The 14835-nt window shown below is 30.2% G+C and carries 11 protein-coding genes; 5 read left to right on the forward strand and 6 right to left on the reverse strand.

The features are described 5' to 3' along the window. The first annotated feature begins 4 nt into the window (after nucleotides 1–4). Together Q0617_RS10330 and Q0617_RS10335 are read left to right on the forward strand one after the other, a co-directional pair. Nucleotides 5–448: a GatB/YqeY domain-containing protein gene (locus Q0617_RS10330; protein WP_298753161.1), complete on the forward strand. Its 444-nt coding sequence runs from the start codon at nucleotides 5–7 to the stop codon at nucleotides 446–448. 16 nt (nucleotides 449–464) lie between these two features. Beyond that, nucleotides 465–1721 carry a GGDEF domain-containing protein gene (locus Q0617_RS10335; protein WP_298753163.1) on the forward strand — a complete coding sequence of 419 codons (1257 nt, stop codon included), beginning with the start codon at nucleotides 465–467 and terminating at the stop codon, nucleotides 1719–1721. Between the two features lie 21 nt (nucleotides 1722–1742). Here the strand turns inward: Q0617_RS10335 and Q0617_RS10340 are convergent, their stop codons facing one another. From Q0617_RS10340 to Q0617_RS10355, 4 genes are all read right to left on the reverse strand, one after another. Then, nucleotides 1743–2084, reverse strand: a complete 342-nt coding sequence (locus Q0617_RS10340; RefSeq protein ID WP_298753164.1) for a hypothetical protein — start codon at nucleotides 2082–2084, stop codon at nucleotides 1743–1745. Then, nucleotides 2085–2558 carry a thioredoxin fold domain-containing protein gene (locus Q0617_RS10345; RefSeq protein WP_298753166.1) on the reverse strand — a complete coding sequence of 158 codons (474 nt, stop codon included), beginning with the start codon at nucleotides 2556–2558 and terminating at the stop codon, nucleotides 2085–2087. Further along, nucleotides 2558–3199: a thioredoxin fold domain-containing protein gene (locus Q0617_RS10350; RefSeq protein ID WP_298753168.1), complete on the reverse strand. Its 642-nt coding sequence runs from the start codon at nucleotides 3197–3199 to the stop codon at nucleotides 2558–2560. Before Q0617_RS10350 ends, Q0617_RS10345 begins: the two co-directional genes overlap by 1 nt. Nucleotides 3200–3307: 108 nt before the next feature. Further along, a complete protein-coding gene (locus Q0617_RS10355) occupies nucleotides 3308–5689 on the reverse strand; it encodes a cytochrome C (protein WP_298753170.1) in 2382 nt (793 codons plus the stop codon). Nucleotides 5690–5895: 206 nt separating this feature from the next. On the opposite strand from Q0617_RS10355, the gene Q0617_RS10360 reads away from it, so the two are divergent. The 3 genes from Q0617_RS10360 to Q0617_RS10370 are packed head-to-tail and all read left to right on the forward strand — an operon-like array spanning nucleotide 5896 to nucleotide 8922. Then, nucleotides 5896–6552: a response regulator transcription factor gene (locus tag Q0617_RS10360; protein WP_298753172.1), complete on the forward strand. Its 657-nt coding sequence runs from the start codon at nucleotides 5896–5898 to the stop codon at nucleotides 6550–6552. After that, nucleotides 6545–8344 (forward strand): sensor histidine kinase, encoded by a 1800-nt coding sequence (locus tag Q0617_RS10365; protein ID WP_298753175.1) that lies wholly within the window; start codon nucleotides 6545–6547, stop codon nucleotides 8342–8344. The genes Q0617_RS10360 and Q0617_RS10365 overlap by 8 nt, the downstream gene beginning before the upstream one ends. Next, the gene (locus Q0617_RS10370; protein ID WP_298753176.1) at nucleotides 8341–8922 is read left to right on the forward strand and encodes a hypothetical protein; all 582 of its coding nucleotides are present in this window, start codon (nucleotides 8341–8343) and stop codon (nucleotides 8920–8922) included. Before Q0617_RS10365 ends, Q0617_RS10370 begins: the two co-directional genes overlap by 4 nt. Before the next feature lie 62 nt (nucleotides 8923–8984). Here the strand turns inward: Q0617_RS10370 and Q0617_RS10375 are convergent, their stop codons facing one another. Both Q0617_RS10375 and Q0617_RS10380 read right to left on the reverse strand, forming a co-directional pair. Further along, nucleotides 8985–10652 carry a ShlB/FhaC/HecB family hemolysin secretion/activation protein gene (locus Q0617_RS10375; protein WP_298753178.1) on the reverse strand — a complete coding sequence of 556 codons (1668 nt, stop codon included), beginning with the start codon at nucleotides 10650–10652 and terminating at the stop codon, nucleotides 8985–8987. After that, nucleotides 10649–14827 (reverse strand): GLUG motif-containing protein, encoded by a 4179-nt coding sequence (locus Q0617_RS10380; protein WP_298753180.1) that lies wholly within the window; start codon nucleotides 14825–14827, stop codon nucleotides 10649–10651. The genes Q0617_RS10375 and Q0617_RS10380 overlap by 4 nt, the downstream gene beginning before the upstream one ends. Between the last annotated feature and the right edge of the window lie 8 nt (nucleotides 14828–14835).

Below are 14835 nucleotides of genomic sequence, written 5' to 3' on the forward strand. Positions count from 1 at the left end.
TTATATGAGTTTAAAAGAACAACTTAAGTCAGATTTAAAAGATGCTATGAGATCAAAAGAGATTGTAAAAAGAGATTCAATAAGAGCTATTAATACAATGATCAAACAAATTGAAGTAGATGAAAGAAAAGATTTAAATGATGAAGATGTTATTAAACTTATTCAAAAAGGTATAAAACAAAGAGAAGAAGCAGCAATTCAATATAAGAATGCAAATAGAGATGACCTAGTTGCAGTAGAGCAAGAGCAAATAGATATTTTCAAAGCTTATTTACCACAACAATTAAGTGATGCAGAGTTAGAAGCTGGAATGAAAGAGCTTATATCAGAAGTTGGAGCAACTTCAATAAAAGAGATGGGAAAAGTAATGGGAACTGCAAGTAAAAAGTTTGCAGGTGTTGCTGATGGAAAAAGAATAAGTGAAATGGTAAAAAAGCTTTTAGCATAAATTATAAGGAAAACTCATGACAAATATTGAGAAGATTGCTGCAAAAACATTAGAAGTACTAAAAGATAAAAAAGTACAACCTACTCCAAATGAATATAATAAAGAGTTTTGCAATGTAGCAAAAAGTCAAAATGAAAAAATAGACGATTGTAACTTATTTAAAGAGTTAGTTAGCAAATTAACTCCCCCAGAACAAGATGAGCTAAAAGCAAACAACGTTGAAACTTTTGAAGAGTTAATTGGACTACTTTTAAAAAGAGTTCATATACAAAATGTTTCAACTTTAGCTTCTATTATCAAGCAAGCTTTATCACCATCAATCAATATTCACCTTGATGAACAGTTAACAAACTTCTCTATTAAAATTGGGGATTCTCCTGAACTTATTTTTGAAGAAGATATTCAAAAAGAGATGCAAAAACTTTTAGAAAATAGATTTGCAACGGATCAAAACCTCCTTAAAGAAAAAACAGCTGATATTGCAAAACTAGTAACTCTTATGGGTAAGCATTTAAAAGAAGCAATTAACAATAACCAAAATAGTTCAACAAATGTAACAAATATCAAAGATGAACTTGAATCAATAGATTTAAAAGAAAGTAGTGCTTCAGAGTTAGTGGCCCTACAAAATAAACTGATAAATGCAGCTACAAATATTGAATCAGAGATGAATGAAGTAAATAAAAAACTGTCTACTGGTGAAGACCATGTAAAAGTATTAGAAAATAAAGTACAAGTTTTAGAATCTCAACTAATAGAAGCTAAAAAAGAGGCTGTTATTGACCACTTGACAGGACTACTTACAAGAAGAGCTTATGATACTGAAATCAAAATGATAGACAAAAATTTTGAAAGAGAAAATATCCAATACGCTATAGTTTTCTTTGACCTTGACCATTTTAAAAATATTAATGATACTTATGGACATGATGGTGGAGATACTGTTTTAAAAACCTTCTCAAAAATACTAAAAAGTCAAACTAGAGAAAATGATATCTTAGCTAGATATGGTGGTGAAGAGTTTGTAGCCACAGTTGAATATAAACTTAGAAGAGAAGTTTTACAATACCTAAAAAGAATCAAAGCAATTGTAAATGAAAATAGTTTTAACTATAAAAATAAAAAAATAAAAGTTACTTTTTCAGCAGGTGTTGTTCTTAGAAATGACCATAAAACTTATGAAAGTGCACTACAAAAAGCAGATATCCTTTTATATGAAGCAAAAAATGGTGGAAGAAATAAAATTATATTAGAAGATCAAACAGTTATTTAATCTTCTAGTATTTTTTCTTAGCTATTTTTCCTGAATACATCTTACTCCATATCTATCATTTTTATAATACCAAGTATCTCTACCTATCATAAAATAAAAAGGATATGCAGCCAATTTATTATCTTTTACTTCATCACTTGTCCAGTATGAAACAGAGAGATTAAATCCTTCTATATCAGAAGCTCTGTTGTTTTTTATCCAAAGTTCTGTAAAAACTTTTTTTGAAGGTAGCTTTGCATTATGTTTTTTACAATACTGCATAGCCTCTTCCCAGTTTAGTCTTACATGTGCTTCATCTAGCCATACAATCTCTGCAAATAAACTATTTATAAAAAGAAAAAGTAGTAGGCTTATTTTTTTCACCTATGAAACTCCGTTATCTTTTAAATATTTTTGCCATTCATCTGTTTTATATTTACCACTATGTAAACCTTTTATAAAAGTCATAAAAGTAATCATTTGTGCAGGATGTGCATAACCTGGAAGTTGAAATATTCTATTCCAATGTTTATCAAACATTACTATATTGGGAGTCGATTTTGCAGCAAATGTCATTCTAAGTGTTGTAGTAGTCTCTTTTCTTTGTGTTTTTCCTACTATATAATCTTTTTCATTTTCTCTATTTATTAAATAGATATTAAACTCTTTTGCCAACTCTTGCATATGAGTATTTTCTTTAAAATCTTTTTTTAAAAGTTCACAATAAGGACAACTATTACTCTCAAATATAAAAATAACACCCTTGCCTTCTGCAACTAATTTATTGTCAGTTTTTAAGATATCCTCTGCAAAAATAGAACTTAAAAGTAAACATGCAATAAGTAAAAGTTTTTTCATTAGTTTTCCTTTTTCTTAACATCTATTCCATTTTCTATATAAAAGTCTCTAAGTGCTTGGTAAACTTCACCATTTTTCCTATCTTTACCTTCCCACTTTTTACTTTCTATAAATTTTATAGTTTCAATAAACTGTTTTGTAGGCATATATCCAGGTACTACAATTATTGCTTTTGCTTGCTTATCTGTAAAGATTAGTGTAGGTGTTACATCAACTCCATAAATAGAAATCATGGTTTTTGTATCAACATCCATATACTCACCCTCATGAAAAAGTTTATGTCTTAAGTTTTCATGTGCTTTTAAATAATATGATGATAAATCATTTTTTATTTTACTAGTTAATTCATCAGAGCTTTTTACATCAGCCTTTAATCTATCACTATAAGGGTCTGTATTAGTTCCAAAAATAATCAACATATATTTTCCATCTGGAGCTATTTTTGCAACATCCTTAAATGTACTACTTACAACTTCATCATGTTTTGTATATGTTACTTTTGTTTCTTCTTTTTTTACAACTACATCTTTAGTATCTTTTACTACTTCTGCCTCAGTACTTGTTTCATTACAACCTGTTAATAAAATAGCAGATGCAAACAATGAACTCATAACAACTTTATTTAAAAATCTTATTTTCATTTAAATCCTTTTTCTAATCAAACTTATATTAATTGTACTTTAATTAATATAAGTTTAACTACAGGGAGAAGAAAGATAAACTCTCTTCTCCTTACTTATCCATGAATACTATTTAGTAGCTTTTGCTGCTTTATTAGCTATTTCATGCATTTTATTAATGTGTTCTGTTACATTAAGTTTTTTATCTGTATTTAGTTTATCCCAAATTTGTTTATTAGACATATTTTGGTGACATCCCATACAAAGTCCAGTTTTTTCCATTCTCTCTCTTTGGTCTTGATCAAGAGGTCTTGATGCTGGCCAGTGTGTTCCTACTGTCTGTAATTGTTTCCCATCTCTTGTTACTACTTGAGACCAGTCATAATTCATACCAGGAATACCTTCCATTTGAACAGTTTTACTTTTAGGTACAATCTCTTTTGTTCTTAAATCTTGTAAATCCATATACAAATCTTTATCTTGTTTTTGCATAAATTGTCCATCTTGAATACCATATCCTAATGTTTTAGGATTTGAGTGACAAGATTCACAAGTTCTAGCTTTTCTTCCAGAAGTATGTGGTTGTACAGGTGACATATCAGTCCCTGAAACCATTGAACCATTTGGTCCATCTGGAACTCTTGCTTGTTTATTAAGAATCAAGGTTTTACCATCAGGTCCAATTACAGTATATGTAACTTGACAACCAGGAATGATAGGAGTTACAAGTCCCTCACCATTGATACCTAAAATTGGGTCTTCCCATCTTAGATAAGATCTAGTTTCACTAGGTTTACCAAATAGTTTTTTACCTTTTGTTCCTAAGACAGACTCACTTGTCTCTCCATTTAAAAAGTTTGTTGACCCTGATGCTATCCAGTCAGTAGATGATTTACCAGGAGTATAATCAACTTTAACATGACATCCATAACATTGTGGAGCCCAATCTGAGTGACAAGAATAACACTCTAAGTTTTCCATGTGTGCTTTTACGTCACCCATTGCAACTTGTGCATCTTTAGATTTATAAGTTTTTGTTTCAGCTTTATATTTCAATAAAGGCACTTCTAAATCTTTTCCACTTGCTAAGTGAGCGATAACTTTATTTTCACCCTCTTTTTTAACAACATTTCCAAGTGGATTTCCACGTGTAGATAATAAATACCCACCCTCTTTGTCATAAACAGTACCTCTTGTCATCCAAAAAGGAAGTTCATTTGATAAGCCTCTATTACCTTCAGGTGTAGCAATATCAAACTTTTCACCATAACCAATTTCTAATTCCCATGGATATTTATCATTTGTACCATGACAATCTGAACACTCAATTTCAACTTGACCTAGTGTTGTACCAAATAGAGTTCCATCACCATGCATATCAACTGAAGTATGACAATCTTGACAAGTCATTCCAGCTTCAAAGTGTAAGTCTTCTTTTATGTGTTTATATCGTTTACCATGTGTTTTACTTTGAGATTTTCCACCCTCAGTTAGAGGAGAACCATATGGTTGTTCCATTAAACCAACATAAGAAACACCAATTCTTTTACCTCTATTATGACAAGAGTTACAAGTTTCTGGATGAATACCACTAAATTCTGCACCTGATGGTGTTTTAACTTTAGCTTCTCTTGTACCTTGAATCATATGTACTAATAAATGACCATTTTCTTTTTTATTTATTGTTGGGTCATTACCTTCATAAATACCTTCATTTGCATAAGGAATATGACAGGCACTACATCCCATACCTCTCCAGTCACCTCTACCTTTTCTACCTCTAACACCAATATGACATCTTTGACAATCTGCTCTTTGATAAGTAATACTAGCCATATAAGCTATTTCATCTTCAGATTTGCCTGCAAAATCTTCTGGTCCAGAAGCAGGTAATGGAAGCTGTTTAAGTTCTGTTGGGAATTGGTCAGGATATTTATCTATCATCTTAACCATGTAGTCTTTATATACTTTTGTTCCCCAAACAGGCTCTTTTCCATCTTCATCTTTTACATCATAATTAGCAAACTGAACTTTTTTTGTTGGTTCAGTACCCCATGAGTGTAAATTACCTTGAATCTTACCAGCTTCAGTTGCCATAAGTGCTTTTTTAGTATTTGCAACTGTATCAGCATGACAAACACCACAAGTTCTATCTGCAATCCAAATAGAACCTGGATCTCTTACAAACTCTGCTAACCCACCAGCATGAGCTTTTGGAGCACCTGAATGGGCACCTTTAACAGTCCCATTTTCTGGATTACCACCATGACAAACTACACAACCAGCACTATCTCCAAGACTTTGCCCCATTGCTACAATTTGTTGCATCATATCTGATTTTTCATCTCTAATTGATTCAATGCCTTTATGACATTTAATACAAGAATCTCCGCCAGATACAGCATCCATTTCCGCCATACCTTTTGCATGTTCAGCTGCAAAAAGTGAATTGAAAGAAATGAAACATATGAACAATCCTGTCTTAGTAAGAACACGAACTAAGCTTTTCATCATATCTCCTTTTAAATTTATTGAGTAATATTTAACTCAATTATTTAAAATCTTAACTAAGTAAAGTGCTTGTAAAGTGCTTAATTTAAAAATCTACAATTTTTTATTAAATATTAAATTTTATTCTTTATTAAAACATTTTTATAAAAGTAGATTATAATAATTATTTGGAAACAATAAAAAGATTTTTACCTAAAAGGATAAAAGTGAAACTACTATTATTAGAAGATGATGAGTTTATATGTCAATCTATTAAAAATTATTTTGAGTTAGATGGGAATAAAGTTGATTATTATTTAGATGGAGAATCCCTACTTGAAAATGCGATTTTAGAAAATTATGATATCTTTTTGTTTGATATAAACACTCCTAAAAAAAATGGTTTTGAAACATTAAAAAATATTAGAGAAGATGGTATTAAAACACCTGCAATTTACATAACTGCACAAAATGATATTTCTCATGTACAAAAGGCTTATTCACTTGGTTGTAACGACTATATTAGAAAGCCTTTTATTTTAGAAGAATTAGAGCTAAGAATAAATCAAATATTATATAAAACTATGGGAGAAGAGGATATTAAACTAACAAAAAACTATAAATTTAATCTTCATACAATGCAACTATTCTTTAAAAACAATCCAGTTGATTTGAGCCAACAAGAAAAAGAGTTATTATATATTTTAGTAAAAAATATTGGAACAATTATGAATCCAGAAATTATCAAATACTACGTATGGGACGGCAGTGACATATGTGATAATACACTTAGAACAAAAATAAAAAAAATAAGAGGAAAACTTGAAGAAAATTTTATAATAAATATAAGAAACTCAGGTTATAAGATAGAAAAATATGATTGAAATTAAAGAATTATCAAAAAAAAATAAGAATTTTGGGCTAAAACTTTTTATTTCATATATTGTTTTTACAATTATTTTAATTACTTCAATCATAACCATTCATATGTTTTTTTCTGATGGCTTAGCTGCAAATAAATTTGAACGTGAAATAAAACTACAAAGTAATGAAAAAAAAGATATTTTCTATAACTTCTTTCACTCAAGAGAAGATGAAATCCAAGCAATTGCAAAAAACGAATATTTTCTAGAGTATATAAAAAAGGGTAAATATAAATATTATATTGATTTATTGCTAATTACTATAATGGAAGCAAATAAAGAGTATATGCAAATTCGTTATATAGATGAAAATGGTTTAGAAGTTTTAAGATTTGATAGGGATAAGCACTCAAAAATTCCTTATAAGTCTTTAATTTTACAAAATAAATCAAATAGATATTACTTTAAAGAAGTATCAAAACTAAAAAAAGGGGATACTTGGTTTTCAAAAATAGATTTAAATATTGAACACCAAAAGATAGAAATACCCTTTAAATCTGTAGTTAGAATTGCCACTCCAATGATTATAAATAATAAATTCAAAGGGATTTTAATAATAAATATTTTTATGGAAGAGTTACTTGATGCTATTACAAAATCTTCTTTATATGATATCTATTTAATAGATGAAGATGGTTATTATTTTAGACATAAAAATAGTAAATATAATTGGTCTAATTATGATACAAAAAGAACAATTAAAGAGGATTTTGAGTTAGACTTAATACAAAGTATAAATACAACAAAAGGTAATTTTATTTTTCATGATAATATTTTTATTCAACCTTTGATTTCAGATAATCAAATAATAAAAATGATAATGCTTGAAAAAGAAGAATCAATTCAAGAAGTAAAAGAGAGTAATAATAAGATGATTTTTACTATTTTATTTTTTGCAATAATTATGTCTTTATTTTTTACAATAATATTTACAAATGCATTAAAAAATATATTTGAGTTGGTTGTTCTACAAGCCAATAGACTCCATGAGTTAGCAACAAGTCTTGATACAAAAGTTATGATGAATACTTTGGAAATTGCCAAAAAAGATAGATTGTTACAAAATCAGAGTAAATTAGCTGAATTAGGTGATATGATTGGAAATATTGCCCATCAATGGAGACATCCATTAACTAGATTATCCTTAACCCTTCAGAACCTAAAAGCTTTTAAAAGTAAAAACAAAATGAGTGATAAGATGTTTCAAGATGGAATGGAAAATTCACTTTATCAAATAGAGTTTATGTCAAATACAATTGACAACTTTAAAGATTTTTATAAAAAAGATGTAGAAAAATCTAAATTTAGAGTTAAAGATGCTATTGAAAATGTATTAAAGATTATTGGTGCAGTTTTAGAACACAGCAATATCAAACTCTATATAAATTGTGAAAAAGAAGTTATTATAAATGGAAATAAAAATGAGTTTTCCCAAGTGATGATGAATCTAATTATAAATGCAAAAGATGCAATTGATGATAAAAAAGTACTTGATGGCGAGATAAATATTAATATTTGTAATAAAGAAGAACAAATAAAAATAGAAGTAAGTGACAATGCAGGAGGAGTCGCTAGCTGTTTAAAAGAAGAGATATTTAATCCATATTTCACTACAAAAGAGACAAAAGGGACAGGTATTGGACTATATATCTCAAAAGCAATAATTGAAGATAAAATGAATGGAAAACTAACACTTGAAAATGGTCAGAATGGCGCTATTTTTACTATATTACTTAAAAAAGATGGCAAATGATTAGATACATAATATTACTTATTTTATTAAATATATATTCATATGCAAATGGGTGTGCTGATTATTTCAATCCTTCAAAGTTTTATAACTCTCCCACATATTTACAAGACCTTATCCAAAATAACTTAAAAGAGCTAGAACTTTTTTCAGATGACAAAAAAAAGATACAAGAATTAGGATTTGAGAAAATAGGAGATTTATATTTAAATGAGTATATAAAAAATAAAGAGCAAATTTATCCAAAAAAAACTGGACTATTCTCATATAAATTAAAAAATAACAAGATAGATGAGTTAAGTATTGCCTTTGTAAACTTATATAAATACGACTATATAAATATAGCCGAAGAGATTAATAATGATTTTGAAGGCTTTTGGAATGACTGGATAGAAGATGGCTATGAGATGAAACTTATACCAGAACAAACTTTATTTAAATACAAGAAAAAGTACTTCTCTTTTTCTGTATTTATTTATGGTGTTAAAAGTGATGCAACACAATTAGATGGAACTATAATAAAATATTGGTTAAAAGATTATACTAAACAAGTAAATAAATTCATAGAGTGTTCTAAATAAGAGTTAACTGCTTTCTTCCTTCTATTGTTTTAATTTTAATAAACAAGATATCAAAACAAAAATTAAAAACTCATACCAAGTTGAAACATAAATCTAGTATTATAATCGTTTTCGCTAGTAACTTTAGCAGCTCCAAGCTTATGTGATAAGTGAGTATTCATAAAAAAACTTTTATAAGAAGCACTATAACTTAGTCCAATATCTTGCAAAGTTCTACTTTTATCATTTGTGATGTTTCTACTCATATATACTCTTCCCACATCGTAAAACATTCCAATTTTTGAATTTAAGTCATTAAATGAAGGTAAAGTATAAGTTAACTCAGTGCTATAAATATATCCATTTTCAGCACTCTCTTCTCCTGAAGGATATACCTTTACCCCATTGATACCACCTAAACTCAAATCTTCACTTCCATCTAGATTTTTATTTCCAAGAGCATATTGAAGTTGAAGTTTATTTTTCCAATTTATTTTCTCATTAAGTAAAGTATTGTTTTCTAATTCAATATTTATTTTTGAGAATCCTCCATTTGTATTTGCTCCTGCTTCATCATCTGCTTTATCAACTGAATTATTAAAATTCAATCTACCAAGACTAAGAGAAGTATCTATTTTTGTTTGTGAATATTTACCAAAAATAAGATGGTTTTTTAAATAGTCAACTCCAACTTTAGAAACTACTGTATTCTTTTTTACATTTGATGAAGTAGCTCTAATCTCATCATTCATTTTATTATATGATGTTCTTAAGTATGTATTTAAATTCTCACCGTTTGAGCGAATAATCGGATAAGTAAATAAAGCTACAAAACTATCAGCACTTCCTAAAGCATCAAGGTTTTCATATTTATCTCCCAATTCATAAGTAGTTTTAGAGTAACTTACTTCTCCCCTCAATCCGTTTTCATATATGGGAAATCCATACCCTACTCTTCCATTTAATAAACCCATATTTTCAGAACTCAAAGCAGATAAAGAGATTCTATCTCCTATTTTAAAAGGGGAGTTGATATCAACTCCTGCCATAACTCTATGTTTACCTGTATAATCTGAACCATAATTATCCCCAATAACATAACCATTATATGGTTCAGTGGCTTGTGTTCCTATTATAAAGTCACTTGTACCCACTTCTTTTCCAGCAGCAATTTTTGTACTACTTACTTTTACCCCAGGAGTATCATTGATTAAAAGCAATGCCCTTTGTAAGTCTTTTATAGCTATTGCTTCTTTGTTTTTTGCAACATCAAGTTTGGCTTGTAAGATAGAATCTTTGACTAATGAACTGTTTTCTAGTTTAAACTCTCCATAGCTCCCTTCGATAATTGCTATTTTAAGTACTCCATCTTGTGCTTGTAAATCTTGAGTAGGTATATAAGCTCTTGCTATAAAATAGCCTTCATCTCTATAGGCTTTAGTAATAAGATTAACTATTTTTTGAATCTCTTTAAAACTCAACTCTTTTGATTCATAAGGCTTTAAAATAGTCTGTAGTTTTTTAGTGCTTAGTTGTGTATTTCCACTTATTGAATAACTTTTGATAAATACTTTTTTACCATCTTCAAAACTTTTTTTATACTCATCACTCTCTTGTTGAAGTACAGGTAGAACCTCTTTTTTCTTTTCTATCTTTGGAGGTTTTACCTCTTTTACAACATCACCGATATTTGGTATAGGTGCTGAATACAGACTTAATGTTGTCGCTAATAGTATTGATGTTTTTTTCATATTGTATTTTCTTCTTCTTCACTTTCTTGATTTAAATTAAACTGTTGTTTAGTTCCAAAGGGAAGATTTATCCCACCATTTAATACTTTCATTACAATTCCGGGGATGAGTGCTAGTTCATTAGTATCTAGTTGTTGTAAGATTGTTTTTATATCTATTCCACTTTTTAGTAATGTTTCTATATCTTTATTTGTCAGTACTGTTTTATTTACTATATTTGAAACTATCGTACTTAAATCAGGTGTTGTTTGAACAACAGGAATATCTCCTATTTGAACACTATTATTAGCTGAATATGCTAGCAAAGAAGGAAGTTCATAGTTACTAGCTAGTCCACCATTTTCTCCATCTTGTAAAGTTATCTCTTTTATAAAGTTATCTGCTATTGGATTACTCGAATTAGCTTTTGCTTGTGTATACTCTAATGTCTCAGCTCCTACAAGATTTCCAAAGTTTACAAAGCCTGTGAGGTTATCTGTTCCATCATAATCTTTTTTTGCTTCTAAGGTTAAGGCTCTTTTATTGATATCTAAACTTCCATTTTGAAAAGTTAAATTATAGTTTTCATCTGTACCACTTAGGTTTGTATTATAAGTTCCTGCATTTTTACCACTTACACTATCTCCTGTAACTCCATCAAGTACAGCAACAGTTTCTCCACCTACTAAACCACTTGCGGTAAATCCACTTATGTTGTGTACAGTTCCATTATAAGTAGTAGTATTTGAGTTTGCAGTTACTGTGATATCTTTTTTATTTGTAGTTAAAGTTCCTGTATCATAGTTTATAATATACCCTTGTTGAGAAGAGTATAAACCATCTATATCTATTGTAGATGTACCTGCATTTTTTAAATCAGTACCACTATAAACTAAAGTACCATTTACTAAAGAACTATCATAAGAAGAACTTGGGTAAGTTGCACCTGCACTTCCATTATAAGTTGTTCCATCATAAGTTCTTGTAGCATCATTTGCTTTTACAGTAATTTCTGTCATAAAAGCTCTTAAAAGTGGTCTTGTATGACCTTCATAGATGATCCAATCATTTGTAAAGTCAAAGCCTGCATAGGTATCTTTATCAAAAGCATTTACTGTATTTGTTGAGCTGTAGATTCCTGTAGCTCCAGCTGAACTTCCACCTCCTACGCCATTTGTTTGTCCTGTGGTGTCTATATCCCAGTATGAGTTTGTTATAGTACTAGTATAATACAGAGAACCAACTAATCCTCCTACGTTCGTATTACCTGAGACCTCTCCTGTAGCATAAGAATTACTTAAATTTAGACCTGCAGATGAAGGGCTAGCCCCAACTAATCCTCCAACTTGATCATTTCCAGTAACATCTCCTGAAGAGTAGGAGTTATTTATTGTGGAAGCATATTCATATCCAACTAAACCACCTATCCTATTTCCACTTCCAAATACAGAAGCTGTTGAGTAAGAGTTACTTATAGAGCCAGAATTTAAAATCCCCACTAATCCTCCAACACTATCATGTCCATTTATAGTACCAGTAGTATATGAATTACTTATGGAAAAAATACTACTGGTATGAGCTTCACCCAATAAGCCACCTACACCATCATTTCCAGTAATATCCACAGAAGTATAGGAGTTTGTTATAGAATTATTATTATATCCATATCCAATTAACCCCCCAACACTATCATGTCCATTTATAGTACCTGTGACATAGGAATTGTTAATTGTTAATCTAAAAGAATCTCCAACTAATCCTCCAACATAATTCTTTCCAGTAATATCTACATTAGTAAGTCCTAAATTGGAGATACTTTTTGAAGACCAATTCTGCCCAAATAACCCTACATAATTTTCATTACCTCTATTGATATAAAGACCATCTATAACATAACCTTTACCATCAAAGCTTCCTTGAAAGTATGTAGCACTATCTCCTATAGAATCAAACCCTTTAGAGCTCCACATATCGCCTGTGTATTTTATATTATTTGCTAGAACATAATCAGCTGTTAAATCCATAGCCATAAGTTGGAGTTGATGGTCATTTGTGATAGTAGTAGAGTATTCACTTCTTAAAAAAGGTCTTGTCTCCCCCTCTATCATAAACCAAGTGTTTGTAAAGTCAAAGCCTGCATAAGTTGCTTCATCGAAAGCATTTTTCGTATTTGTTGAGCTATAGATTCCTGTAGCCCCAGCTGAACTTCCAAGTCCTACTCCATTTGTTTGACCTGTGGTGTCTATATCCCAGTATGAGTTTGTGATGGTTGAAGTTGAAGAATGATAGTCTCCAACTAATCCTCCAACATTACCATTTCCAGTTACTTTTCCTGTAGCATATGAGTTTGTAATTGACGAATTACTAATATTATCCCCTCCAACTAATCCTCCAACATGAATATTTCCACTTACATCTCCTGTAGAATATGAGTTTGTAATGGTTGAAGTATAATTCAATCCAACTAATCCTCCAACATGAGTATCTCCAGTTACGGTAGCTGTTGCATATGAGTTTGTGATGGTAGAAGAATAATGCACTCCAACTAATCCTCCAACAAAAGTATCTCCACTTACCTTTCCTGTAGCATATGAGTTTGTGATGGTAGAAGAATCATTGAACCCAACTAATCCTCCAACATAATCCCTTCCTGTAATATCTACATTAGTAAGTCCTATATTTGATATAGTTGCTCCAGTACGACCAAACAATCCTACATAATCTTCACCACCTCTATTAATATACAAGCCATCTATAACATAACCTTTACCATCAAAGACTCCTGTAAATCTTGTATCTATATTATCTGTAGAGTTATCTCCTATTTGTTTAAATCCAGCTCCACTATTCCAAGTAGTAGTATCACTAGCATCTATGTTTGAACCTAATTCATATCTACCATTTAAAGCTTGACTTATCCATTGGAGTTGATTGATATTATTTATGATTACTTTTCCAGTTGTTGCATCAAACTTTATTGCTGCATTTCTATTAACTGCATTAAAGTAAACTCCACCATTAGTAGCGTTAGTATTTTCAATAATAGCATTTACATATATCTCATTACCTGCACTTAATGTAAGCTTTGTAGCTTCACCCCAAGTGATATTTTCATTTACAGTAATATCATTATCGGCTTTTAGTTCTATATCTGTTGTAGCTAAGTTAGACTCTATAGCAGTTGCACTTACACTAGCTCCTGTTATATCACTTCCACCTGTTGATTCTATAACAATATCTGTAGGATCTAGTAGCCATTTTGAAGCTTCTACTAAAGTTGTAGATGCAACACTTAGCTCTTTTCCTGAAGTCTCTACAAACCCACCTTTAGCTTTTATAGTTCCAGCTATATTTGCAGTTCCCCCATGGGCATATAGTTCCACATGTCCGTTTATTCCATCTAGTGAGTTTGCTTCTATGATTCCTGTATTATTTACTACACCTCTCAAGAGTTCATCTACTGCATGGGTAGTTAGATATACTTCTCCACCATCTGCTAGTATAGTTCCTGAGTTTTCTACTAGGGCATCTAAAGTTCCTTTATCTACAGATAGATCTATTAAAGAGTTACCATTTAGATTTATAGTATATTCATCTGCTGATGTGAGTTGTACTCTTCCTTTTACTGCTTCTATAGTTCCACTATTTTTAGCTTCATTAGAAGCAAAGATTACATAACCATTATTTTTAACTTTTATAGTACCTTGGTTGATAACAGATTCTGTTGAATCTCCTGTAAAAGTATAGTTTCCATTTTGAAAGTTAGTATCTGAGATATCTTTAGTTGTAGCTAATAGTCCTGCAGTGTTAATTGAAGCATTTTTACCAAAGAGTACACCATTTGAGTTTAATATCCAAACTTGACCATTGGCATTTAAAGCACCATCTATGATACTTCTTTCATTTCCTATTACTCTATTGAGAGTTATACTATTTACATTTGGTTGATTGAAGTTTACTGTTTCATGGGAAGCTATATTAAACTTATTCCAGTTTATACTAGCTTTGGAGGTGGATTGGTTTATATTTGTTGTATTTCCATTTTGAGAAATAGTAGCAGAGCCTGAAGTTACCACTCCACCACTTGGAGCTGCAAAGCTTAGAGTTAGACCTCCTAGAAGTGCACTTACTACTAGACTTACTTTCCCACCTTTTAGGATTCTAAAACGGGAACTATAATTTAGGTTTGCTTTCATCTTATTTT

Origin of the sequence: uncultured Arcobacter sp. (genome assembly GCF_937982575.1) — a bacterium.
Lineage (GTDB): Bacteria > Campylobacterota > Campylobacteria > Campylobacterales > Arcobacteraceae > Arcobacter.

What these genes read in the sequence shown, in the direction of transcription:
- Q0617_RS10330 (WP_298753161.1), top strand. Translation starts at nt 5, where the DNA reads ATGAGTTTAAAAGAACAACTTAAGTCAGATTTAAAAGATGCTATGAGA.
- Q0617_RS10335 (WP_298753163.1), top strand. Translation starts at nt 465, where the DNA reads ATGACAAATATTGAGAAGATTGCTGCAAAAACATTAGAAGTACTAAAA.
- Q0617_RS10345 (WP_298753166.1), bottom strand. Translation starts at nt 2,558, where the DNA reads ATGAAAAAACTTTTACTTATTGCATGTTTACTTTTAAGTTCTATTTTT.
- Q0617_RS10350 (WP_298753168.1), bottom strand. Translation starts at nt 3,199, where the DNA reads ATGAAAATAAGATTTTTAAATAAAGTTGTTATGAGTTCATTGTTTGCA.
- Q0617_RS10355 (WP_298753170.1), bottom strand. Translation starts at nt 5,689, where the DNA reads ATGAAAAGCTTAGTTCGTGTTCTTACTAAGACAGGATTGTTCATATGT.
- Q0617_RS10365 (WP_298753175.1), top strand. Translation starts at nt 6,545, where the DNA reads ATGATTGAAATTAAAGAATTATCAAAAAAAAATAAGAATTTTGGGCTA.
- Q0617_RS10370 (WP_298753176.1), top strand. Translation starts at nt 8,341, where the DNA reads ATGATTAGATACATAATATTACTTATTTTATTAAATATATATTCATAT.
- Q0617_RS10375 (WP_298753178.1), bottom strand. Translation starts at nt 10,652, where the DNA reads ATGAAAAAAACATCAATACTATTAGCGACAACATTAAGTCTGTATTCA.
- Q0617_RS10380 (WP_298753180.1), bottom strand. Translation starts at nt 14,827, where the DNA reads ATGAAAGCAAACCTAAATTATAGTTCCCGTTTTAGAATCCTAAAAGGT.